Consider the following 23,076-nt stretch of genomic DNA (forward strand, 5'->3'; position numbering starts at 1 on the left):
CGGAGCAGGCGGAGGCCCAGCTCAGTTGACGGCGGGGACCTCGACGCCGAGGACGGCCTGCTCGTCGGGGCGGTGCACCAGCACGTCCGACAGGTACGACTGGACCGCGTGGCGCATCCCGACGTCCCGGCCCGCCTTCTCGGAGAGCAGCCACTTGTGCTCGATGATCTGGGCGAACAGCTCCTGCGGTTCCAGCTTGCGGCGCAGGTTCGCGGGCACGGCCCGGACCACCGGCTCGAAGACCTCGGTGAGCCAGCGGTGCGCGGCCTGCTGCTCGTCGATCAGGTCGCTCTCCGCGCGGTAGGCGTCCAGGTCGTTGAGCAGCTTGCGGGCCTGGTTCTCCTCGGCGTCCAGCCCGGTCAGCCGCAGCAGCCGCCGGGTGTGGTAGCCGGCGTCGACGACCTTCGGCCGAACCAGGAACCGCCCGTCGTCGATGGACGACATGGCCACCTCGGCGACGTCGAAGCCCAGCTCGTTGAGGCGCCGGATCCGGCCCTCGATGTCGTGCCGGGCCTCCCGCTCGATCGCCTGCTCATAGGTGATCTCGTGCCAGAGCCGCTCGTAGCGCTGCACGACCTCCTCGCAGACCACCTCCGGGTCGATGGACTCGTGCAGCAGGCCGGCGGCCTGCAGGTCCAACGCCTCACCGAAGATGTTCACCCGGGCGATCTCCAGGTCTTCACCACGCTGACCGTTGGAGAGCTTGTTGTGCAGGGCACCCGTCTCCGCGTCCACCAGGTAGGCGGCGAAGGCGCCCGCGTCCCGCCGGAACAGCGTGTTCGACAGCGAGCAGTCGCCCCAGAAGAAGCCGGTCAGGTGCATCCGCACGATCAGGGCGGCGAGCGCGTCGAGCAGTCGGCTCATCGTCTCCGGCCGGAGGGTGTGCGAGAAGAGCGCCCGGTACGGCAGCGAGAACTGCAGATGCCGGGTGATCAGCACCGATTCGAGCGGCTCCCCATCCTCGGTCTGCCGGTCGGCGACGACCGCCACCGCCTCGACCGAGGGAAAGTCGATCCGTTCCAGGGCCCGGAGCAGGTCGTACTCCCGCTCGGCGATCCGCTCGCGGGTCTCCTTGAACGCGTACACGTAGTCGCCCAACCGGACGAAACGGACGATGTGCCGGGAGATGCCCTGCGGCAGCGCCACCAGGTGTTGGGCAGGCCACTCCTCCAGCGGTGTCGACCAGGGCAGGTCGAGCAGCGCCGGGTCCACGAGGGCAGACGTGATCCGCACGGGCACAAGCATGACTGGTCTCCCCCCGCATCCGCCCCTGATCGTGGTTGGGCCCACAGCGCCGTACACCCCGGGCTCGCGCCGGGCCGGTAGCGTGGTCGCGTGCTCAAACCCACAGCGGTACGACGTGACCTGCGGCTACGGCCCGTCCGCCCGGCCGGCTGGTGGTTCGACGCGCTCCTGCTGGTCGGTCTGGTCGGGTTGACTGTGGCGCTCGCCGCCGACCAGCTCTTCGGATTGGACCGGGCGATCGCCGACTGGGCCGACGGGCACCGGCCGGCCGCCGCGTACTGGGTCGCCCGGGTGCTGAACTTCCTCGGCCAGGGCACTCCGCTGACGTTGATCGCCGCCGGGCTGGGCGTGCTGCTGGCCGTCCGGCTGCGGTCGGTGCGGCCGATCCTGCCTCCGGTGGTCGCGTTCGTGCTGACCAACCTGACGATCGGCCCGCTCAAGATCTGGACCGCGCGGGCGGCACCGAGCGCCAGCGTGAAGGAGCCGTTCCTGACGCCCGAGCAGACCCTGCCGCTGTTCCACGACGACCTGCCGGTGCGGTTCGCCCAGTCCTACCCGTCGGGGCACGTCGCCAACGCGATCGTCTGGTACGGGGTCATCGCGATGCTGCTCGCCCCGCTGGCCCGCAGCTTCGGCCGCCAACTGCCGGCCCGGCTCGTCACCGTGATCCGCGTCGTGCCGCCGCTGGTCGTCCTCACCACCACCACCTACCTCGGCTGGCACTGGCTGACCGACTCGGTGGCCGGGCTGCTGCTGGGCCTGCTCCTGGACCGGCTGCTGCACCGGGCACCCTGGGACGGCGTGCCGCTCCCCGGCCGGTTACGCGGATGGGATCGGCCGTTCACCTCGTACCCCTAGGGTTCTGGATCGTGAATCAACTGGCGCGGCGGCTGGGCGTACCCGATGCGGTTGTCATCGGGTTGGGCTCGATGCTGGGTGCGGGCGTCTTCGTGGTCTTCGGCCCGGCGGTGGCGGCGGCCGGCGGCGCCGGCCTGCTGCCCGCGCTGGCGCTGGCCGGCTTCGTCGCCTTCTGCAACGCGACCAGCTCCGCGCGGCTCGCGGCCCGTTACCCGGAGTCCGGCGGCACCTACGTCTACGGCCGGGAGCGCCTCGGGCCGTTCGCCGGGTTTCTGGCCGGTTGGGGCTTCGTGGTCGGCAAGACGGCGAGCTGTGCGGCGATGGCGTTGACCGTCGGGGCGTACCTCTGGCCGGGCCAGGCCCGGCTGGTCGCCGTCGGCGCGGTGCTCGCGGTGACCGCGGTGAACCTGCGTGGCATCGGCAAGACCGCCACCGTGACCAGGGCGTTGGTCGCGCTGGTGCTCGGGGTGCTGGCAGTGGTCACGGTCGTCGGCCTGGTCGGTGGGCCGGTGCATCTGGACCGGCTCGGCGAGCCCGGCGGTTCGGCGCGCGGCGTGCTCACCGCCGCCGGGTTGCTGTTCTTCGCCTTCGCCGGGTACGCCCGGATCGCCACGCTGGGCGAGGAGGTCCGCGACCCGCAGCGGACCATCCCGCGCGCGGTGCCGCTGGCGCTCGGGGTGGTTCTCGTGATCTACCTGGTGCTGGCCGTGGTCGCCCTCGGCGTGCTCGGCGCCGACCGGCTGGCCGATTCCGCAGCGCCCCTGGTCGACGTGGTGACCGCCGCCGGGCTGCCCGGCCTGGCGTGGGTGGTTCGCGCCGGTGCCACCATCGCGGTCGTCGGGGTGCTGCTGTCCCTGGTCGCCGGGGTCGGTCGGACCACCCTCGCCATGGCCCGTCGCCGTGACCTGCCCGGCGCGCTGGCCGCCGTGCACCCGGTGCACCAGGTGCCGCACCGCGCCGAACTGGCGGTCGCCGCTGTGGTGATCGTGGTGGTGCTGCTCGGCGACGTACGCGACGCGATCGGCTTCTCCAGCTGCACGGTGCTCGTCTACTACGCGATCACCAACGCGGCGGCGCTCACCCTGGGCCGGGACCCGGACCGGCGGTTGCCGGTCCGGGTGCTCGCCGGTCTGGGGCTCTTCGGTTGCCTGCTGCTGGCGGTCAACCTGCCACTGGGCAGCGTTCTCGCCGGCTTCGGTGTGCTCGCCGTCGGTGCCGCCTTCTACGCGCTGCGGGCTCGCCGCTGACCCCAGCGGCCGGCCGTAGTCAGCGGCTCAACCGCTGGTAACGGCGCACGGCCAGCGGGGCGAACGTCGCGATCAGCAGCACCGGCCACAGCACCGCCAACAGCATCGCGTGCTCCGCCGGCCAGGAGTCGCCACCCAGGCCCGGGTTGCCGAACAGTTCTCGGATCGCCGCCACGGTGGCCGACAACGGGTTCCACTCCGAGATCGTCCCGATGACCGGAGGCATCAGCTCGGGCGACACGAAGACGTTGGAGATCGCGCTCAACGGGAACGCCGCCGGAAAGACGATCACACCGACCGTGTCCGGGTTGCGGACCAGCAACGCCAGGTAGATCCCGACCCAGGTGATCGCGATTCGCAGCAGCAGGAGGAGACCGACGGCGAGCAACGCCTTGCCGACACCCTGTCGCCACTGCCACCCGACGAGCAGGCCACACACCAGGAGGGTGGACATCTCCAGCAGGGCGCGCAGCAGGTCGGCGGCGCTGCGACCGGTCATCAGGGCGGACCGGGCCATCGGCATCGACCGGAACCGGTCGACCACACCCCGGCTGAGGTCGAGCGCCACGCCCGTCGCGGTGGCACCCAGCCCGTAGAGCATCGTCATCACGAAGACCCCCGGCAGCAGGAACTCGCGGTAGCTGCCACCGCCCGCTACCTGCATGCCGCTGCCGAACACGTACCCGAAGACCAGCACGAACATGATCGGCAGCGAGAAGTAGAGGATCAGCTCCTCCGGCGCGCGGACCACATGGGTCATGTTCCGCCTGGTCATCGTCCAACCGTCAGCGATCACAGTGGTCATGCCACGTCCGCCTTTCGTCCCGCCGCCACGGGCTCACGGGCCTCGTCCGGCCGGTGGCCGGTCAGGTGCAGAAACGCCTCGTCCAACGTCGCGCGCCGCAGGCCGATGTCCTCGACCGCGATCCCGGCGTCGTCCAGAGCGCGAACCACGTCGACCAGGCCGGCGACGCGATCGACCACCGGCACGCTGAGCCGTCGGACCTCCGGGTCGAGTTCGGGCTCCGCACCGCAGATCGGCGCGACGAGGCGGGCCGCCTGGCTCAGCTCGGCCGCGTCCCGGACCACCACCTCGATCCGGTCGCCGCCGGTCATCGCCTTCAGCTGGTCCGGTGAACCCTCGGCCACCACCCGACCGGCGTCGATCACCGAGATCCGGTCGGCGAGCTGATCGGCCTCCTCCAGGTACTGCGTGGTGAGCAGCACCGTGGTCCCGTCCGCCACGAGACCGCGAACCAGGTCCCACACCTGGTTGCGGCTGCGCGGGTCCAGGCCGGTCGTCGGCTCGTCCAGGAACAGCACGCGCGGCGTGCGGATCAGGCTGGCGGCGAGGTCCAGTCGGCGACGCATCCCACCCGAGTACTCACCGGCGGACCGACTCGCCGCCTCGTCGAGCCCGAACCGTTCCAGCAGCTCACCGGCGCGTCGGCGGGCCTCCCGCCGGCCGAGCCGGAACAGCCGGCCGAACAGCTCCAGGTTCTGCCGGCCGCTGAGGATCTCGTCGACCGCGGCGTACTGCCCGGTCAGCCCGATCCGGGCGCGCACCTCGTCCGGCCGGCGCAGCACGTCGTACCCGGCCACGGTGGCCCTTCCCGTGTCGAAGCGCAGCAGCGTGGTGAGGATCCGTACGGCCGTCGTCTTGCCCGCGCCGTTCGGTCCCAGCAGTCCGTGGACCGTGCCGGGCGGCACTGTCAGGTCGAACGTGTCGAGCGCGCGGGTCGGGCCGTACCGCTTGCCCAGACCCTCGGCGACCACCTCGAATGTCGTCATGCCCCCACGGTGCGGCCGGGCGCTGACCGGTCACGCACCGCCCGCTGACGGTGGCGCACCGGCCTTCTCCGCCTCGGTGATCTCCGTCAGGACGAGAATGATCTCCGCACGGGCGGCCTCGCCGACGTACCAGCCGGTGAGCCCGCCGGTCAACGCCTCCTCGCAGAACCGCCTCGCGGCGGCCAGGTCCCCGCGCACCCGGGCCACCTGGGCGAGGCCGAGCCGGGCGCTGGCCACGAACTCGGGCGCGCCGCTGCGCTGCGCGAGGAGCAACGCACCGGCGAAGTCGTCGTGCGCCCCCGCGAGGTCACCGGCGCGCAGCCTGATCTCGCCCCGGGTACGCAGCATGTCGGCCTGGTCGACGGCCGACCCGAGCGCCTCGACAAGTCCCATGGCCTCATCCATGTGGGCGCCCGCGGTCTCCGGATCGCCCTGCCAGGCCGCCAGTTCGCCGAGCGCACCGAGTGTGATCATGGTGCCCCACCGGTCCCCGGTGCCGCGGAAGCCGTCGAGTGCGGTGGCCAGCGCGGCCCTGGCCCGGTCCCGTTGGTCGCTCCACATCAGCGCCGAGCCGCTGCCCATCGCGCCGAGCGCGTTGATCCACGGGTCCGGGCCGACCAGCCGTCGCAGCTCCCCCATCAGCTCGTCGACATCCTCGGCACCGCCGGACGGCGGTCCCGTCGAGATCCCCGACAGGTACAGCAGGAAGGGCTGTCGGGGCGGCCGGTCGAGGCTGCGGATCACGGACCGCTGCGTCCCGAGGGACGGCAGAGGGCCGGAGCCAGAGAGCGAGGCGTTGTAGACGCAGAGGGCGAACTCCTCACCCAGCCCCGGCGGGGCCTCGGTGCCGAGCAGTTCGAGGACGTCCGCGGCGAGCCGCGCCCCTTCCCCGCGCATGCCGCGCAGCCACCAGTAGAACGACAGGGCCGCGACCATTCCGGCCGCGTCGGACGCCTCACCGGCCGCGGTGGCCCGGCGCAACGCGGCGTGCAGGTTGTCCCGCTCCGCGTCGAGCCGTCGCAGCCAGTGCAGCTGCTCCGCGCAGCGGAGGTGGTCGCTGGCGGTCCAGGCGAATTCCAGAAAGAACGCGGTGTGCGCGCGGCGGAGCTGGTCGGCCTCGCCGGCCTCGGCGAGACGCTCGGCGCAGAAGGCCCGCACCGTTTCGAGCATCCGGTACCGGCCACCGGTCATCTCCACGAAGGACTTGTCGACCAGACCGGTGAGCGCGTCGACGAACTCGGCGGTGGGCAGGCCGCAGACCCGCTCGGCCGCTTCCAGCGTGGCCCCACCCGCGAAGACGGTCAGCCGTCGGGCCACTTCCCGTTCGGCGTCGTCGAGCAGATCCCAACTCCACTCGACCACGGCCCGGAGGGTGCGGTGTCGCGGCGACACGGCCCGGTTGCCCGTCGACAACAGCCGGAACCGGTCGTCGAGACGGGCTGCCACCTCGGCGACGGACAGCGCCCGCAGCCGCGCGGCGGCCAACTCGATCGCCAACGGCAGGCCGTCCAGGCTGCGGCAGATCCGCAGCACCATCTCGACGTTGGCCGGCGTGACGGTGAAGTCGGGAGCGACGTCGGCGGCCCGCTGGGCGAAGAGGCCGACCGCCGCGTACTCGTCGGCGTCCAGTACTGACGCGCCGAGCGGCGGCACTGTGAGCCCGGACAGCGGGCACAGTGCCTCACCGGCCAGCCCGAGCGGCTCCCGGCTGGTGGCCAGGACGCGCAACGCCGGGCACGCGCTCAGCAACCGGGCCGCCAGCCGGGCCGCATCGACGAGGACGTGCTCGCAGTTGTCGAGCACCAGCAGCAGCCGCCGCTCGGCGAGCGCCTCGACCAGCCGATCGGTGGTCTGCCAGCCCGACTCGGCCGGGGCGCGCAGGCCCGCGTCGCGCAGGCCGAGCGCGCTCAGCACCGCCTGCGGAACGTCCGACCCGTCGGCCAGCCCGGCCAGCTCGACGAAACGGACCTCCCCCTCGACCCGGCCCGCGGCCTCGATCGCCAGGCGCGTCTTGCCCGCGCCCCCGGGACCGGTGAGGGTGACGAGCCGGCGATCGCCGAGCAGGTCGCCGACACGCTTGAGCTCCTCCTCGCGCCCGACGAAGGTGGTGAGTTGACTCGGCAGCACCGGCTCGGCCGACCCGCGTTCCTCACCGCGGAGCACCGCCAGGTGGACCGCGGCCAGCTCCGCCGATGGGTCGACGCCGAGTTGCTCGGCCAGCGTGTGCCGGGCGTCCTCGAACTCGGCCAGCGCCTCCGCCGGCCGACCCAGTGCCGCCAGGGCACGCATGAGCTGGCCCCGCGAGCGCTCCCGGAGGGGATGCGCGACGACCAGCTCCCGCAACTCCGCGATCAGCGCGCTCTGTGCACCCAACGCCAGGTCCGCCTCGACCCGATCCTCGAGCGCGGCCAACCGCAGCTCGTCCAGCCGGGCCGCCTGCGCGGGCGCGCCGGCTGCGCCGATGGCATCGGCCAGGGCGGGACCACGCCACAGCTCCAGCGCCTCGCGCAACACCGTCGCCGCCCGGTGCCAGTCGCCGTCGGCGAGCGCGCGGCGCCCCGCCTCGGCGAGCCGTTCAAACCGGTACGCGTCGACGTCGTCGGGGTCCACTGCCAGGCGATATCCGGCCGGGTGAAACTCGACCGGGTCGTACTCGGTGGGCAGGGCCTGGCGCAGCCGCGACACCTGAGACTGGAGCGCGTTGGCCGCACCCCGGGGCGGATGCTCCCCGTACAGGCCGTCGATCAGGCGCTCCGCGGAGACCACCCGGCCCGCGTCGAGCAGGAGGAGCGCCAGCAGGGCGCGCAGCCGCGGACCGCCCACGGGGACCTCTCGCCCGTCGGCCAGTACCACCTGGGTCGGCCCCAGGATGCGGAAACGCATGCCATGGATTGTCGCCCACTGCCGGCTGGTTCCGGCTGACCGATCCGCCGAGCTTTTGATCAGGAGGGTCAGCTTCTGGGCACTGCGGACAAGCCCGCGCGATGGGTTTGTTCGCGCTGACCGGTATACCTCTGAGTCATATTTATGACGCAGAGGTATACCAGTCAAAAGCCAGACATGCCTGGCGCGGAGCGTCGAGGGCCAGCGGCTCGTCGGGCAGCCGGACGCGTGGCGATCAAACGGTTTCTGGTCGCTGCTCTTCGCTCGTTCGGGTTTGAGGATCACTACCGCTGGTAGACGCGGGGCGACCCGCCGGTTGCCCCGTCGCGTCGGGGGCCGAGGCGGCGACCCCCCAATCGGTCGACCCGGGCAGCGACCCGGTGAACGCCGCCGATGCAGACGGCTCCTCGCCAGCGACGGGCCCGGCCACAACGGCGCCCGACTGGGCGGGCACGGGCCGGGGCACCGAACCCACCTGTCCCTGCGGAATGGTCACCTTTGCCGAGGCGGGCGGTGCGCACTGCCGCGTCAGCCAGTCCAACCCGCGCCGCCGGGCGACGACGGTCAGCCGGTCGCCGGCGAAGATCACCTGCCGGGGATCGAGGTCCTTCCACCAGATGGTCTTGGCGCCGCCCGCCGGGGTGCGGGCGATCAGCCGGACCTGTCCGTCCCGGTTGACCACACCCAGTGGTCGGCCGTCCAACTCGGAGCCGGCGGCGACCGGCACCTCGGCGACCGGCAACGCGTGCCGGTCGACCGGGATGGTGCTGATCACGGCGCGTTCGGTGAGCGCCCCGATGAAGGCCGGGGCGGCCAGGTAGGAGACCGAGCGGGACACGCCGAGCGCGAAGGTCTCCTCCACCCGTTCGGCGAAGTCACCGTCGAATAGCCGAAGCACCACGCGCAGGTCGGCGCGGAGGTCGCGGGCGGCGAGCGCCGCCTCCAGGTTGGCCACGTCGTCGGTGGACGCCACCACCAGCGCCTGGCAGTCGGCCACCGAGGCGGCGACCAGCGTCTCCGGCAACGCCGCGTCGCCGACGATCAGCGACACCTCCAGTTGGCGGGCCAGGGCGGCGCCGCGCGGCTCCGGATCCTTGTCGATCGCCACCACCTCGACGTCGTACTCGCGCAGCTGCGCCATCACCCGGGTGCCGACGTTGCCCAGGCCGATCACCACCACGTGCCCGACCCGCGCGGGTTGCAGGCGGCCGGTGTGCAGGGCCAGCCGGGCGTTGACGATGCCGTCCACCACGACGGCGGTGATCAGTGGGATCAGCGCCAACCCGGCCAGGTTGAGCACCACCTGCATGATCTGGGCGTCCGCCGCCTTGGTGGTGTCCGGGTCGGCGCCGCTGAGCGTGGTGACCAACGTCAGGTACAGCGCCTCCAGCGGAGAGACGTCCTCGGCCCGGGAGATCAGCGCCCCCAGCACCGCGATCAGCGCGAGCACCGCCATCACCGCTATCCCGATCTTGCGGGTGGCGAAGCCACGTACCGCCCCCAGGACCACCGCGACCGGACGACGCCGCCGACGTGCCCGGACCAACCGGCGGGCGGCGACCTCGGTGGCCGGTGGCTGACCGGTCGCCTCGGCGAGCACCAGGTCGGCGCCGGCCTGCTCGGCCGGCAGCAGCTCCACCCCCCGCGTCTCGCTGAGGTGCGCCAACGCACAGACCACGTCCTGCGGTCGGACGTCGGCCCGCCGCGCCACCCGCAGCGTCTTGTCCCGATGCTGGAAGGAACTCGGGTCGACCTCGTTGAGCGCGGCGGCCACGAAGGCCGGCGCGGCCATCTCGGCGTCGGAGAGCACCTCGACCGGGGCCTTGAGCAGCTTGCGTACGCCGTCGGCGAGAGTGCCGTTGAACATCCGCAGCACCTGGCGGACCCGCTGGTCGACAGCCTGGGCGCAGAGCGCGGCGTGCAGGTTGCCAACGTCGTCCTGGTGCAACAGGGCGAGCCCCGTCGCGCCGGCCAGACCGGCGGCCTCGAAGGTGGCCACGTCCAGCCGATCCGAGCGGACCACGCGAACGCCGCGCAGCCCGGCCACGTCCGGCCCGTTGCTGCGGTAACGCTCCGGCACCACCACGGTCACCCGGGCCCCACCCGTCGGCAGCTCGGATTCGAGCATCGCCCGGGCCACGTAGTAGGCGAGCGCGTCCTTGCCACAGATCACGTAGTGCGGGCGCGGATCACCGACGGACCGCAGCCGCCAGTTCCACTCGACCGCCCGTCGCGCCCGGTCCCGCCACGGCTCCGCCATGCCCGGATCGTAATCAGCACGGCCACGGTGGGCGACCCCGTCCGGATCATCCCAGGACCAGGTATGTCCGCTCCGGCGACGGGTAGAGCAGCGACATGCAGACGTTCCTCCCGTACCCGGGCTTTCTGGCCAGCGCCCGCACGCTGGACCAGAAGCGGCTCGGCAAGCAGCGGGTGGAGGCCATCCAGGTGCTGCGTGGACTCACCCGACCCGGGTACGGCTGGCGCAACCACCCGGCGGTGAAGATGTGGGCCGGGTACGAGGAGGCGCTCGTCCGCTACGGGCTGGACATGTGCGCGGTCTGGACCGAGCCGGGGCGGGCAGACACCTGCGCCACCACGATGACCGTCGACCTCGCCGCCGCCTGCGGGGCCGGCGTGATCCGAACCCAGGACGAGTTGGCCCGAGCCGGTGAGCTGCCACCGTGGCTGGGCCGCGACGACCTGCACCTGAGTCACCGCTCGTCGCTGCTGCGCAAGGACCCGACGCACTACCGCCCGTTGTTCGGCGACGACGTGCCGGAGGATCTGGAGTACGTCTGGCCCGCCTCCGACCGTCCCCGCCGTTGCTTACCAGCCGACTGATCCAAGGTGGGGCAGACTGAGCCCATGGCGCTGTCGCAAGTGGTAGGTCGGCTGATCGGCGTACGGCAGCACCAGGTGGACCCGGGCGGCGGTGGCGCCGACCGGGTGCCGCGACCGACCACGGCGCTGGTGGTGGGTGGCGGCATCGCCGGGATGTCGGCGGCGGTGGTGCTGGCCGAGCGGGGTGTGGCGGTCACGGTGCTGGAGGCGGCACCCACCCTCGGCGGTCGACTGGGCGCCTGGCCGGAGGCGCTCGCAGACGGCAGCCAGCAGAACGAGCACGGCTTCCATGCGTTCTTCCGGCAGTACTACAACTGGCGGTCCATCCTCCGCCGGATCGACAGTGACCTGGGCTTCCTCAAGCCCATTCCGGGCTACCCGATTCTCAGCGAGCAGTGGCCTACCGAGGAGTTCGGCAGGTTGCCGCCCGCGCCGCCGGCGAACCTGCTGGCGCTGCTGCTGCGCAGCCCCAGCCTGCGCCTGGCCGACCTGCGACTGATGGACCGGGACGCGGCGCTGCCGCTGCTCAGCTACGACCCGGTGCGCACCTACGCCGAGCTGGACGACACCACAGCCGACGACCTGCTGGCGTCGCTGCGACTGCCGGACCGGGCGCGGGCGATGCTGTTCGAGGTCTTCTCGCACTCGTTCTTCAACCACGAGGCGGAGATGTCCGCCGCCGAGATGGTCGCCCAGTTCCACTTCTATCTGCTCGGCAACCCGGAGGGGCTGGCCTTCGACTGCCCCGACGAGGACTACGCCACGGCGATCTGGGAGCCGCTGACCCGGCACGTGGAGAAGCACGGCGGCCGGGTCCTGACCAGCTGCGCCGCCACCGGAGTGCACCGCGACGCCGAGGGCTGGCGGGTGACGACCACCGACGGCGGCAGCCATCCGGCGGGTCACGTCGTGCTCGCCGTCGACCCGCCGGCGCTCGCCGCGCTGGTGGCGGCCTCCCCGGACCTGGCCGAGCAGGCACCCGAGCTGACGGCACGGATGCCGGCCTTCGGCACCCCCGGCCCGCCGTACGCGGTGGCGCGGTACTGGTGTGACGGGGACGTGGCCGCCGAGCGGGCGGTGTTCAGCGGCGTGTCCCGCCAGCCCACTCTGGACTCGGTGACGCTCTACCACCGGCTGGAGAACGAGCCGCGGCGCTGGGCGCAGCGGACCGGCGGGTCGGTCGTCGAGCTGCACGCGTACGCCTGCGAGCCCGGCGTGCCGGCCGAGGAACTGGCCGAGCGGATGCGCCGCGAGCTGGTCGCGCTCTGGCCGGAGGCCGGCGACCTGCGGGTCCGCGAGCTGCGGGCCCGGGTGGAGGCGCAGGCGCCGGCGTTCACGCCGGGCAGCCACGCCTGGCGACCGGGGGTACGCACCGACGCGAACGGCCTCTACCTGGCCGGCGACGGCATCGCGACGGACTTCCCGAGCGCGTTGATGGAACGCTCGGCGGCGACCGGGATCATCGCCGCGAACCACATCCTGCGCGCGGAGGGTGGCGCGGCCGAGCCGGTGCGCTCGATCCGACCGCGTGGACTGCTGGCCGGTCGCATCGGGCCAAAACGACAAAAAACAACATAAGCCACCGTACGCTGCCGTACGCTCGAATGATCAACCGTCGATCGGCCGGGCGGGAGGGCAGCGGGAGATGTCACCACTGCACCGCGCCGGCGCGGAGACCGGTTCGTCGATCGACGAGATCGGCCGCGACGACGCGTACCCGCTGATCCGCGACGAGCGCGCCTGCATCGTCACCGCGCTCCGGCTGGGTTGGTGGATGGCGGACGCCTACCACCACGGACAGCACGCGGAGCCCCGCGCCTTCGTCGAGGCCCGTCCGGCCGTACCGCCGGCCAAACTCTCCAACCTCACCGAGATGTCCGCCCACCGTCGGATGCGGATGTACCTCGACGGGGTGGACGTCGCCCTGGCCCAGATCGCCGACCTCACCCGGCACACCGGGCCGGTACCCGACACGTCGGCCGCCCGGGCCCTGCTCCCCGACCTGGGCCAGCCCGACCCCGCCGACCCGGTGCCGCTGCTGCTCGCCCTCGACGACCTCAACGTGGAGGTGCTGCGCTGGGCGATGGCCGCCAACCACCGGGTCGGGCTGGCCTACCGACTGGGCCGATCGGTGGCCGACACCGTCCGAGCCGGCGACGTCACGCAGTTGCTGCGGCAGTTCGGCGGCCGGCAGGTGCAGATCAGCAGATGGCTGGACGAGTTGGCCAGCGTGCTGCCGCCGTACTCGGCCGCGGTGGTGCGCCGCTCGCTGGCCGCCTGGGCGAGCGCTGTCGACCGCGCCGGCCACGGGGACCCGACCGAGCCGACGCCCGCCACCCTGAGTCGGGCGCTGCGCGGCCAGGGTGACCTCTGGCGCGACGTGCTCACCGGCGGCCTGCACCCGCGCGACCTGCTCGACGAGGAGGACTACGCGGTGATCGCCAGGAACCTGATCATCCGAGACCGGCGACTGGTGGCGCAGGCGGCCCGGGGCATCTTCTGGCCGGTGCTCGTACCCCTGCTGCTGGTGCTCTTCGCGGTCGTCGGGGTGAGTGCCGCCGCGGCCGCCGGCTCACCGACCACCCGGGCCACCGTCGCCCTGGTGGGCCTCGGCGCCGGGCTGGCCGCGATCTGGCGGTCGGTCTCCGGGCCCGCCCTCGCCGTCGCCGGTGAGGTCAACCGGCCGCTGCTGGACAGCGAACTCACCGCACGGATGGCCCTGCGGCTGAACCGGCCGCTGACCACCGCCCAGGTCTCGGCCAAGGCAGCTCCCCGCACCCGTCGCCAGCGGCGTCCCGACGAGGCCGGCCGATCGAAATACGTTGCTCGCGTCTCCCGGGTCGACCTACCGTGAGCGCGCAAGGTCAACCACCACCGCGGGAGCAGCTCATGACGACGTGGCACGTCAGCACCGTGCTGTCGACGCTGCCCGGTGACGGTTACCGAGCGGAAGGTCCCTGGGCGGGCCGGCCCGACTGACGCGTACCCGTACGCGCTGAGCCGCCCCGTCCGACAGCCGGACCGGGCGGCTTCTTGCTGTCCGCTCCTCGTCGCCTTGTTCGTCATCTGCACGGAGGGAGATCCCGGTGGACGCCGTCCTCGTCATCAACGCCGACCTCGGCCCGCTGCACCGGGTCACCGTTCAACACGCTGTCCGCATGCTCTGCCGCCGGGTGGCCGAGATCCACGAGGCCGAGCCGGACCGGGTGATCGGGGTCTTCCCGATGCCCCGGGTGGTGCGGCTGGTCCGCTTCGTGGTCACCCGGTGGAGGTTCAACTCCGGGCCGGCCTGGTCGCGCGCCGGTGTGCTGCGCCGCGACGACCGGTGCTGCGCGTACTGCGGCGGCCCGGCCTCCACCATCGACCACATCCTGCCCCGCTCGCGCGGCGGCCGGAACACCTGGCGGAACACCACCGCCGCCTGCTACGCCTGCAACCAGCGCAAGGGGGACCGGACGCCAGCGGAGGCGGGCATGCCGCTGCGTCGGGAGCCGGTGAACCCGGGCTGGGCGGCGCTGGCCGGGCGGTGACGGACCGGCCGGCGGGAACGGGGGGCCGCGTCCCGGGTACGTCCCGGACGCGGCACCCGCCGGCCTCCGATCAGACGGCGCGTTCCTTGACCTTCGGCTGCAGCTGACCACTGGGGCACTGCACCCGGATCTCGCTGCGGTGCTCCGCGGAGGTCAGCTCGACCACGATCTGCTTGGCCGGCCCCGGGTCGTACCGCTCGACCCGGAAATCGGGCGCAAGCACCACAGTGAGCACCTCGACCGACTTTCCCACGCAGCGAGCGGTGACCGTCCCGCCGCGCGCGTCGACGGGTACGTCGGCGGCAGCGGTGGGAGTCGGCGCGGGCCTGGTCGGGGTCGGGCCAGAAGTGGCGGTCGTCGGGCCTGGGACCACTGTCCCGCCCGGACCGACCGGGGGGCTGATCCGGGTAGCGGGCGCGGTGTTCCTGGTCGGCGGTACGGCGGACGGTCCGGCATCGGCCGTGTCAGTCGGCTCCTCGGTGCGGGGCATCCCCACCGTGGTGGTGCCCGGACCGCTACCGGTCGGCGCGGCGCTCTGTCCCTGTCGACGATTGCTGAAGTCCCCGAGCGACCCGGCGAGCGCCACCGCGGCGATCACGGCTCCGCCGACCGTCAGAATGGCTCGCCCCCGACGCCACGGCCCGCGCCTCATCCGCACCGCCGAATCGCCGGTCGGCCCAGTGCCGGTCGGCCCAGTGCCGCTCTTCTCGGCCTCGGTCGGCTCGGTGCCGGTCAGTCCGGCCCCGGTCTGCTCGGTGCCGGTCGGCTCGGCCTCGGTCTGCTCGGTGCCGGTCTGCTCGGTGCCGGTTGGCGCGGCTCTGGTTTCGGCACCGGTCGATTCGGGGCCGGTCGCGGCGACGTCTGCCGCCGAGGCAGCGGCAACGGCAGCCGCCTCGGGGGCGGTCCCGCTGGCGGCGGCGAGCAATATGCGGGCAGCGTCGGCCGCCGACGGTCGGTCGGCGGGATCGCCGGCCAGGCACCAGCGGTAGAGCCGGTGCACCTCGGGCGGTACGCCGTCGATCGGGGGCAGCGGGTCGGGCTCGACGTGCGTGTGCGCGCGGAGCATCCCGCTCTGCGCCTTGGCGGGCCACGGCAACCGGCCGGTGAGCACCCGGTGCAGCAGCAGGCCGAGGGCGTACACGTCGCTGGCCGGCAGCACCTCGCCGGCCTCCAACCGCTCCGGCGCCAGGTACGCCGGCGTGCCCAGCAACCGCCCCTCGAAGTCGATCTCCGGCGCGCCGGCGGCTGCCGCGATGCCGAAGTCGAGCACCTTTGCGCCGGTCGGCGTGAGCATCACGTTGCCCGGCTTGATGTCGCGGTGCACCAACCCCTGCTCATGCGCGGCGGTGAGGGCCGAGGCCACCTCGGCGCACACCCGCAGACCGGCGCGCGGCGGCAACGGCCCGACCACCAGCCGGTGTTCGAGGGTGTGACCGCCGAGCAACTCCATCACCACGAACGGGACCTGGGCACCGTCCAGCACCGACTCGCCGTAGTCGTAGACGCTTGTGACGTGGGGGTGCGACAGCCGGGCCGCGGCCTTGGCCTCGCCTCGGATCCGCTGTCGGGCGTTGGTGTCCGAGGCGACCATCACCTTCACCGCCACGTCCCGTTCGAGCACCTCGTCGTACGCCCGGTGCACCGCCGACATGCCGCCACTGCCGAGGCGCTCCAGGAGCCGGTAGCGGCCCGCAAGCAACTGATCACGCTGCACAACGGACAGCCTGCCGTACCGGCCCGAGAACCGGCTACCCGGGATCGAAATATCGCGATGAGTGGGACCGGCTTGCGGCTACCGTCCGCTCAGATCCGGGCGGTCTCGCAGGAACGCCTCGCCCCGACGGGCGTTTCGGAGGACCGACACGGTCAGCACCGCCCAGATCATCAGTAGCAACCCGCCGATCACCGCGAAGAACGGCGCGAACCCCAGGAATGCCTGGCCGACGCTCGTCATCGCCAACCCGGCGACCAGCACCACGAACCAGCGCTGGCCGGCGAGCTGTCGGGCGGTCTCCACGAGGAGGGCCGGGTCTTCGTCGGCCTCGGGTGTGCCGCGTCGAACCTGCCCCGCCAGCCGCCGACGGTGCGACCAGCTCAAGGTCAGCAACGGGGACTGTCGGGCAGCCCGGTAGCGCCCGGTGCGTACGACCCAGACGACAGCCACCACCTCGACGATGACTCCGAGAATCACCAGAACGCGTCCGAGATTACCGGCCCAGCGCGGCGGGTCACCGTCGAAGATGCCGCTGTTCTGGCCACCCACCGCGACGCCGACCGCGAGCGCGCCGACCACGGCGGGCAGCAGCACGAGCCCGAGCATCAGACGGAGTCGCCGTTGTTTCCGCCCGGCCCGGTCCGGAGTCATCGCTGTCGCGTCCATAGTGGTCCCCCGATCACCGTGTGGATCGGAGCTACCCATCGACGGCGGCGGCCCAAACGCTTGTCCACCGCCGGTCGGGTGGTCGAGGTTGCCGAATACTGCGGTGAGCCGCGTCAGTCGTGCGACTCCTGCCCTTCCGGCGCCGGATGGGCGCGGAGGAATGCCTTGGCCAGACGGGCATCACGAAAGGCGAACGCGACGGCACCGACGCCCAGCGCCGCCAGTACGGCGAAAAGACCGGTGAACAGCGGTGTGAACTTCAGCAGCGCCTGACCAAAGCTGGTGATCACGAAACCGACCAGCATCAGCGAGTACCAGCTTTGGTTGATCATCATCTGCGCGGTGGCCCGGAGTAGTCCGAAGTCCGCATCGTCCTGGGGCGTGCCCCGCCTGACCTGTTGCTGCAGGCTCCGGATGCCCAACGGGCTCAGCCGCCGCAGCGACGACCCGCGGTCGGCGCGGAACCGGCCGCTGCGCACCAGCCAGACGATCGTGGCGATCGTCAGGGCGAGCCCGGCGAGTTGCAGGACGCCGCCGAGAGTGTTCGCCCAGGCCGGCGGGGCGCCGTCGAGGATGCCGGTGTCGCGGCCGACCACGACCGCGCCGACGATGACGGCAGCCGCCAGAACCGACAGCAGTACTACGAGCATCAGCCGCCGACGACTGCGGCTCTGCGGTGAAGTCACCATCTCCATGAAGGCCCCCGACCCTGGTTGGTCCCGGGATACCCATCGACGGTCGTACGACAAACGCGATCAGCTGTCTCGCGCCCGGGGCCCCGCAGTGTTCAACATTGGCCCGGGTGGCTCTGCGGTTGTCATGGCACCCGCGATAGCCGAGGCGCTCAGTCGCCGGTCGGTGGCCGCCAGGCGAAGCGGGGTTGCCGGCGTTCGGCGATCGCCGCCACCCCCTCGCGGGCCTCGCCGGTCGTCGTCACCTTCCGGTGCCACCAGGCGATCCGCGCGGGCTCGGCCCGCTCCTCGATGATCTCCTTCGCGGCGGCGATGCTCAACGGCGACCGCTGGGCGATCGTCGCGGTCAGTTCGTCCACCCGTGGCGCGAGCCGGTCGGCCGACAGCACCTCGTCGACCAGGCCGATCCGCAGGGCGCGCTCGGCGTCGATCATCTCGGCGGTGAACAGCAGATGCTTGGCGGCGGACGGGCCGACCAGCCGGGCCAGCCGCCGCGTCGTCGGTGCCGGATAGACCAGCCCGAGCCGGGCCGGCGGTACGCCGAAGCGGGAGTTGTCCGCGGCGATCCGCAGGTCGCAGGCGACCGCGAGTTGAGCCCCACCGCCGACGCAGGCGCCCCGGATGGCCGCGATCGTCGGCTTGGCGAACCGGGCCAGCCGCTCCTCGGCGGCGACCGCGATGCTGGCGTCACCGGCGTCCAGCAGCTCGGCCAGGTCACCGAGGTCGGCACCCGCACAGAAGGCGTCGCCGGCGCCAGTGAGCACCAACGCCCGTACGTCGGGGTCGGGCTCCAGCCGGTCGAGCAGTTCGGGGAGCTGACGCCACATGGCCGCGGTCATCGCGTTGCGCCGGGTTGGGTTGCTGATGACAACGGTGGCGACCGGTCCGGTCACCTCGACGGTCAACTCCGCGTCCGACACGTCCGCCCCTTCCCGCGCCACCTGGAGCGACGCCGCCGATCTGGCCGCCGGCGCCGCGCGCCGGTGCGGCGACACTAACGGCGCGGCGACTGGTCAGACCACGCGGACTGCCCGAAGCAATCTTGGACTGTTTCCGTCGGCGCTGAACGGAAACAGTCCAAGATTGCCGGCACCGGCGAGCCCAGCGACCACTGTGCGGGTCGCTGGGCTCGTGGTCAGGTCAGGAGACGGTGACCGCGGTGTCGTCGACCACGAAGGACGTCTGGAGCGAGGAGTCCTCGGTTCCGGTGAACTTCAGGCTGACGGTCTGGCCGGCGTATGCGGCCAGGGAGAAAGACTTCTGGCTGTAGCCGGTGGCCTTGTTCAGGTTCGAGTAGGTCGCCAGGGTGGCCAGAACGGTTCCGCTCGAGTTGAGCACCTGCACGTTGAGCTTGTCGTAGGCGACGCTGCTGGTGGTCTCGGCGGAGTCGATGTGCAACCAGAAGCTGAGGGCGTACGACGCGCAGCCGGCCGCCAGGCTCACCGACTGGGCGAGCGTCTCGGTGCGGGTGCTGCCGTACCCGTTCAGCCATGCCTTGTACGACCCGGTGCGGGCTGCCTGGCTGCTGGAGTTGGTGATGACGCCGGAGCTTGCCGTCCAGCCGGTCGCGCCGGATTCGAAGCCCGGGTTGGCCAGCTTCTGACCCGGCGCGGTGCAACCGCCACCGGCGCCGTTCACGGTCAGCCGGTAGGTGGCGCTGCGGGTGACCGCGCCGGCACCGTTGACGGTGATCGAGTACGTGCCGGCCGGGGTGCTCGCCGAGGTGCTGATGGTGAGGGTGGACGAGCCGCCCGAGGTCACCGAGGCGGGGCTGAACGCGGCGCTCGCCCCGCTGGGCAGGCCGGACGCGGAGAACGTCACCGTCTGCGCCGAGCCACTGGTGGTGGCGGTCGACACGGTGGTGGCGGCGGAGCTGCCCGGGTTCACCGAACCGGCGGTCGGCGAGAGCGACACCGAGAAGTCGTTGCCGGTCGAGCAGGCGGAGTCGCTGCCGGCCACGTTCACCGCGGTCCAGGCTGCCTGTACGGCCTTGTACTCGGTGGAGCAGCTGCCGTACAGGTCGGTGGCCGCCCGCAGGCTGTAGGCGCGGGCGGTGTTCGCCGGGTTGCTGGTGCTGACGTACGCCGTGTTGGAGGTGAAGTAGACGTCGAGTGCCCGGAACCAGATCTTCTCGGCCTTGGCCCGGCCGATGCCGGTCACCGCGGGGGCGGAACCACAGACCGGCGAGGTGCCGTACGAGGTAGCGCCGGTGCCCTCGGCCAGGTTGAAGAAGAAGTGGTTGGCCACGCCGGAGGAGTAGTGCACGTCCTTGTTCTTGGTGCTGGTGGACCAGCAGCTGTCGGACGAGCCGTCCAGCGACGGGTTGTACATGTAGCGCAGCGGCGTGCCGTTGTTGTTGATGTTGATCTTCTCGCCGACCTGGTAGTCGCCCGGGTCGCTCGGTGCGGCGGCGTAGAACTCCACCATGTTGCCGAAGATGTCACTGGTGGCCTCGTTGAGGCCGCCGGATTCGCCGGAGTAGACCAGGCCGGCCAGCGCTTCGGTGACACCGTGGCTCATCTCGTGCCCAGCCACGTCCAGCGAGACGAGGGGGCGGGAGTTGCTGGAGCCGTCACCGTAGGTCATCTGGGCGCCGTCCCAGAAGGCGTTGACGTAGTTGTTGCCGTAGTGCACCCGGCTCGGCACGCCGGAGCCGTTGCCGAAGATGCCGTTGCGGGCGTGCACGTTCTTGAAGTAGTCGAACGTCTTCGCCGCGCCGAAGTGCGCATCCACGCCGGCGGACTGCCGGTTGGAGTTGGCACCGGTGCCCCACGCGTTGTCCGCGTCGGTGAAGGTGGTGCAGGTCGACGTGCCGTTGTTCATGTCGCAGGTACGGCCGTTGCCGTGCGACGGATCGATCATCTGGTACGTGCTGCCGGAGAGCGTCGTGTCGATGCTGACCGTGCCGGTGTAGATGCCCTGGCCGCTGCCGACCACCGACTCGATCTCGTCGTACGACCCGACTGTCGCGCCGGTGGCGGCGTCGGTGATCACGTGCAGCCGGGAGGGGGTCTGCCCGTCGGGCTGCCACCCGCTGACCACTGTCTCCCACGCCAGCCGGCCCGTGCCGGAGCTGGCGTCGACGAACAGTTCCGGTGTGCCCACCGCCTCGGCCTTACCGGCGAACCGGGCACTGGCGGCCTTCTTCGCGGCCGCCGCGGTGGTCCTGGCCGAGGTGGCGAGGGTCAGCGGCGCGGCCAAACCGACCGAACTGCCGGCGTACGTGCCGTTCGGCGCAGTGTGGATGACGAAGTCACCGCCGTACACCCGCAGGCCGTGGTAGGTCCTGGTGTAGCGGGTGTGCGCGGCACCAGTGGCGTCCACCTTGGTGCTGTGCACCTGGTAGGACTCGGCGCTCGAACCCTGGACGGCGCCGGGGTTCGCTCGTAGGACGGATGCCGCTCGGGCCACGGCGGAGGCGTCCGGCGCGGGAGAGGTGGGCGGGGCCGCATGCGCCGGGGTGACGACGCCGGTCAGCAGGCCGCTGGTGAGCAGCACTGAACTGACGGCGGCAAGAGCTCTTTTCACGTGCCCTCCTGAAAGGAGAAGAGTGTGACGGGGGTGGTCACGCATGCATACTGATCTATGAATGACCCAGAAAGAAGCCCCAGGCAACTTCCCGCCATCGACAGTGGCCGTTCGGATGAGGCTCTTGACAAGGGAACCGACGCTGCGGACCATGCGTCCGACGACCATGAGACCCACCTCGACAGCGGGCGTCACGGTCGCGCTGCTGGTTGCCCTCCTGACCGGCTGCACCAGCGCCGACGGCACCCCCACCGCCCCGAGTCAACCCCCGGTCACCACCGCTCCCGGCCCGACCGGCACCCCGCTTCCGACCACCGCCCCCACCACCGGCGGCGCCGAGACCAGCGGCGCGTCCGCACGGGTGACGTTACGTAGCTCCGGCGGCTTCGCCGGCCGCGGTGACGCCGTGACGGTCGAGCCGGACGGTCAGTGGACCGCGGTGGACCGGGCCGGCAGTCGGCGTACCGGTCGGCTCGCCCCCGCCGACCTGGGTCAACTGACAGCTCTGGCCGCCGACCCCCGGCTGGCCGCCGAGGCGCGCCAGACGACCAGTCCGACCAACTGTGCGGACGTCTTCACCTACCGGGTCACCGTCGGCACGATCGAGACGGGGTACGTCGACTGCCCGTCCGAGGCGCCCCCGCCGCCGGTCACACAGGACCTGGTCAAGCTGCTGCTACGGGCCACCGGCACTCACACCAGGTAGTCCGGGGGCAGGCCGGTGCCCCGCAGCTCCGGCGGTAGGTGGGCCACGTCGTTGACGGCGATCAGACTGGGCGGGCCGGCCGCGCTGTACCGGATGACGGTCAGCGCCGCGTTGTGCGAGTTCATACCCAGCCACCGCCACTCCGGCGCGTCGAGGGCATGCCGCACCAGCCAGGCGATCAGGAAGCTGTGCGTCACGACCAGCTCGCGGACCGGTTCGCCGCCGGCGGGCCCCTCGGCGACCGGGCCGGCGAACCGCCGCACCGCGTCCGCCGTCACTCGCGGCCCGTCGACCCGCTCGGCCGCCGAGAACTGCGTCAGGAATTCGACGTACGCGGGCGGCAGGCCAGCTGGATCCGTGTCGTGCGGGAGGTGGTCGCCAGCCAGCTCCGTCTCGTACACCGGAACGTCGGGCAGCGACTTGGCGACCAGCTCGGCGGTCTGCGCGGCCCGGCGCAGCGGCCCGTGGTGAACGGCGGCGAACCGCCGGGCCCGCAGGCGTTCGCCCAGCAGGGTGGCCTGCCGCCGGCCGCGCTCCGACAGGCCGGTATCCGGTTCGCCGGCATCCGGTCCACTCGGCTCGGAGAGATCCTGCTCGGCGTGTCGGGTCAGGTACAGCAACCGGGTCACCATGACCCCCACCTCAACACACCGGGAGGTACGAGTTCGACCCCGTACCTCCCGGTCCTGCGGCCGTCGGCTCAGTCGACCCGACCGGACGCCGCCCGCGCGAAGGTAATCGACACCCACAGCCAGCCGGCCGTCACCGCCAGGCCGAACGCCACCATCACGGCCGGTGCCGGCCGGGCGATCAGCGTCACCCAGGCCACCGCGAAGAACATCCCGGTCACCAGGCTGTACGCGGCTCGACCGCGCGCCCCCTGCCGTGCGGCCCGACGGGCGGCCACCACCGTTGCCACGATCAGCGACACGAAGGCGACCGCCGCCACCAGGAAGTGCAGACCCCCGTGCCAACTGATCTCACCGGCGCCCCGAGGCGTACCGGCCGGGAACCCGTCGGCCGGGTCGGCGCTGAAGATCGCCGCCCCGACCAGGCCCAGGCCGTACAGCGCGAGCAGTCGGGGCAGCCAGACCGATCCGCCGCCTTCGCCGGTACGGCGGCGCAGTGCTTGGGCGGCCAGCACGCAGAGCACCCCGGTGACCAGGAACGTGACGATCTGGATCCAGCCCAGCTCGCCGGTGCTCAACACGCTGACCGGGTGGCGACGGAAGTCGAAGCCGTCCCGGGTCGCCGCCTGCACCATCGCCGAGCCGACGAAGATCGGGCCAGCGAGCACCCCGCCCAGCAACAGCAGGCGGTCCCGACCGACGGCGGTCGGTCGTACCACGGGAAACGCCGCAGCCTGGCTCAT

Annotated in this window: 19 protein-coding genes; 7 read left to right on the top strand and 12 right to left on the bottom strand. The window is 72.1% G+C overall.

Features of this window, described 5'->3' with window-relative positions:
- Positions 1-21: 21 nt before the first annotated feature.
- The gene (locus tag GA0070561_RS20090) at positions 22-1,245 is read right to left on the bottom strand and encodes a DUF4032 domain-containing protein (RefSeq protein WP_091403026.1); all 1,224 of its coding nucleotides are present in this window, start codon (positions 1,243-1,245) and stop codon (positions 22-24) included.
- A gap of 120 nt (positions 1,246-1,365) precedes the next feature.
- On the opposite strand from GA0070561_RS20090, the gene GA0070561_RS20095 reads away from it, so the two are divergent.
- Positions 1,366-2,103 carry a phosphatase PAP2 family protein gene (locus tag GA0070561_RS20095; protein ID WP_181539522.1) on the top strand — a complete coding sequence of 246 codons (738 nt, stop codon included), beginning with the start codon at positions 1,366-1,368 and terminating at the stop codon, positions 2,101-2,103.
- An 11-nt stretch (positions 2,104-2,114) separates the two neighbouring features.
- A complete protein-coding gene (locus GA0070561_RS20100; protein WP_091403032.1) occupies positions 2,115-3,350 on the top strand; it encodes an APC family permease in 1,236 nt (411 codons plus the stop codon).
- 19 nt (positions 3,351-3,369) lie between these two features.
- Here GA0070561_RS20100 and GA0070561_RS20105 read toward each other — a convergent pair whose 3' ends face one another.
- The 4 genes from GA0070561_RS20105 to GA0070561_RS20120 all read right to left on the bottom strand — a co-directional run bounded on the left by GA0070561_RS20105 (position 3,370) and on the right by GA0070561_RS20120 (position 10,284).
- Positions 3,370-4,155: an ABC transporter permease gene (locus GA0070561_RS20105; protein ID WP_091403035.1), complete on the bottom strand. Its 786-nt coding sequence runs from the start codon at positions 4,153-4,155 to the stop codon at positions 3,370-3,372.
- Positions 4,152-5,141 carry an ATP-binding cassette domain-containing protein gene (locus GA0070561_RS20110; RefSeq protein WP_091403039.1) on the bottom strand — a complete coding sequence of 330 codons (990 nt, stop codon included), beginning with the start codon at positions 5,139-5,141 and terminating at the stop codon, positions 4,152-4,154. Before GA0070561_RS20110 ends, GA0070561_RS20105 begins: the two co-directional genes overlap by 4 nt.
- A 30-nt stretch (positions 5,142-5,171) precedes the next feature.
- On the bottom strand, positions 5,172-8,024 hold the full coding sequence (locus GA0070561_RS20115; RefSeq protein ID WP_091403042.1) for an AfsR/SARP family transcriptional regulator: 2,853 nt from the start codon (positions 8,022-8,024) through the stop codon (positions 5,172-5,174).
- Between the two features lie 235 nt (positions 8,025-8,259).
- On the bottom strand, positions 8,260-10,284 hold the full coding sequence (locus GA0070561_RS20120) for a potassium channel family protein (protein WP_244166330.1): 2,025 nt from the start codon (positions 10,282-10,284) through the stop codon (positions 8,260-8,262).
- A 95-nt stretch (positions 10,285-10,379) separates the two neighbouring features.
- Here GA0070561_RS20120 and GA0070561_RS20125 point away from each other — a divergent pair, with 95 nt between their 5' ends.
- The 4 genes from GA0070561_RS20125 (at position 10,380) to GA0070561_RS20140 (ending at position 14,398) form a co-directional block, all read left to right on the top strand.
- Positions 10,380-10,868, top strand: a complete 489-nt coding sequence (locus tag GA0070561_RS20125; RefSeq protein ID WP_091403045.1) for an MSMEG_6728 family protein — start codon at positions 10,380-10,382, stop codon at positions 10,866-10,868.
- A 24-nt stretch (positions 10,869-10,892) separates the two neighbouring features.
- Positions 10,893-12,446, top strand: a complete 1,554-nt coding sequence (locus tag GA0070561_RS20130; protein ID WP_091403047.1) for an FAD-dependent oxidoreductase — start codon at positions 10,893-10,895, stop codon at positions 12,444-12,446.
- A 67-nt stretch (positions 12,447-12,513) separates the two neighbouring features.
- Positions 12,514-13,722 carry a hypothetical protein gene (locus tag GA0070561_RS20135; protein ID WP_091403050.1) on the top strand — a complete coding sequence of 403 codons (1,209 nt, stop codon included), beginning with the start codon at positions 12,514-12,516 and terminating at the stop codon, positions 13,720-13,722.
- Between the two features lie 232 nt (positions 13,723-13,954).
- The gene (locus GA0070561_RS20140) at positions 13,955-14,398 is read left to right on the top strand and encodes an HNH endonuclease (RefSeq protein ID WP_091403053.1); all 444 of its coding nucleotides are present in this window, start codon (positions 13,955-13,957) and stop codon (positions 14,396-14,398) included.
- A gap of 70 nt (positions 14,399-14,468) precedes the next feature.
- Here GA0070561_RS20140 and GA0070561_RS34320 read toward each other — a convergent pair whose 3' ends face one another.
- The 5 genes from GA0070561_RS34320 to GA0070561_RS20165 form a co-directional block, all read right to left on the bottom strand.
- Positions 14,469-16,112: a serine/threonine-protein kinase gene (locus GA0070561_RS34320; protein ID WP_244166332.1), complete on the bottom strand. Its 1,644-nt coding sequence runs from the start codon at positions 16,110-16,112 to the stop codon at positions 14,469-14,471.
- A 78-nt stretch (positions 16,113-16,190) separates the two neighbouring features.
- The gene (locus GA0070561_RS20150; RefSeq protein ID WP_141710408.1) at positions 16,191-16,718 is read right to left on the bottom strand and encodes a hypothetical protein; all 528 of its coding nucleotides are present in this window, start codon (positions 16,716-16,718) and stop codon (positions 16,191-16,193) included.
- Between the two features lie 173 nt (positions 16,719-16,891).
- Entirely contained in the window at positions 16,892-17,473 is a 582-nt protein-coding gene (locus tag GA0070561_RS20155; RefSeq protein ID WP_141710409.1) for a hypothetical protein, read from the bottom strand.
- A 149-nt stretch (positions 17,474-17,622) separates the two neighbouring features.
- Entirely contained in the window at positions 17,623-18,390 is a 768-nt protein-coding gene (locus GA0070561_RS20160) for an enoyl-CoA hydratase/isomerase family protein (protein WP_091403062.1), read from the bottom strand.
- 220 nt (positions 18,391-18,610) lie between these two features.
- The gene (locus GA0070561_RS20165) at positions 18,611-20,998 is read right to left on the bottom strand and encodes a M4 family metallopeptidase (protein WP_091403065.1); all 2,388 of its coding nucleotides are present in this window, start codon (positions 20,996-20,998) and stop codon (positions 18,611-18,613) included.
- A gap of 166 nt (positions 20,999-21,164) precedes the next feature.
- Between GA0070561_RS20165 and GA0070561_RS20170 the strand changes: the two genes are divergently transcribed.
- The gene (locus GA0070561_RS20170) at positions 21,165-21,704 is read left to right on the top strand and encodes a hypothetical protein (protein WP_112625724.1); all 540 of its coding nucleotides are present in this window, start codon (positions 21,165-21,167) and stop codon (positions 21,702-21,704) included.
- On the opposite strand, the gene GA0070561_RS20175 is transcribed toward GA0070561_RS20170, so the two are convergent.
- Together GA0070561_RS20175 and GA0070561_RS20180 are read right to left on the bottom strand one after the other, a co-directional pair.
- A complete protein-coding gene (locus GA0070561_RS20175) occupies positions 21,692-22,336 on the bottom strand; it encodes a histidine phosphatase family protein (RefSeq protein WP_091403071.1) in 645 nt (214 codons plus the stop codon). The two genes, GA0070561_RS20170 and GA0070561_RS20175, sit on opposite strands and share 13 nt — an antisense overlap.
- 68 nt (positions 22,337-22,404) lie before the next feature.
- A complete protein-coding gene (locus GA0070561_RS20180) occupies positions 22,405-23,076 on the bottom strand; it encodes a DUF998 domain-containing protein (protein ID WP_091403073.1) in 672 nt (223 codons plus the stop codon).

It is taken from the genome of Micromonospora saelicesensis (assembly GCF_900091575.1).
In the GTDB taxonomy this organism is placed as follows: domain Bacteria; phylum Actinomycetota; class Actinomycetes; order Mycobacteriales; family Micromonosporaceae; genus Micromonospora; species Micromonospora saelicesensis.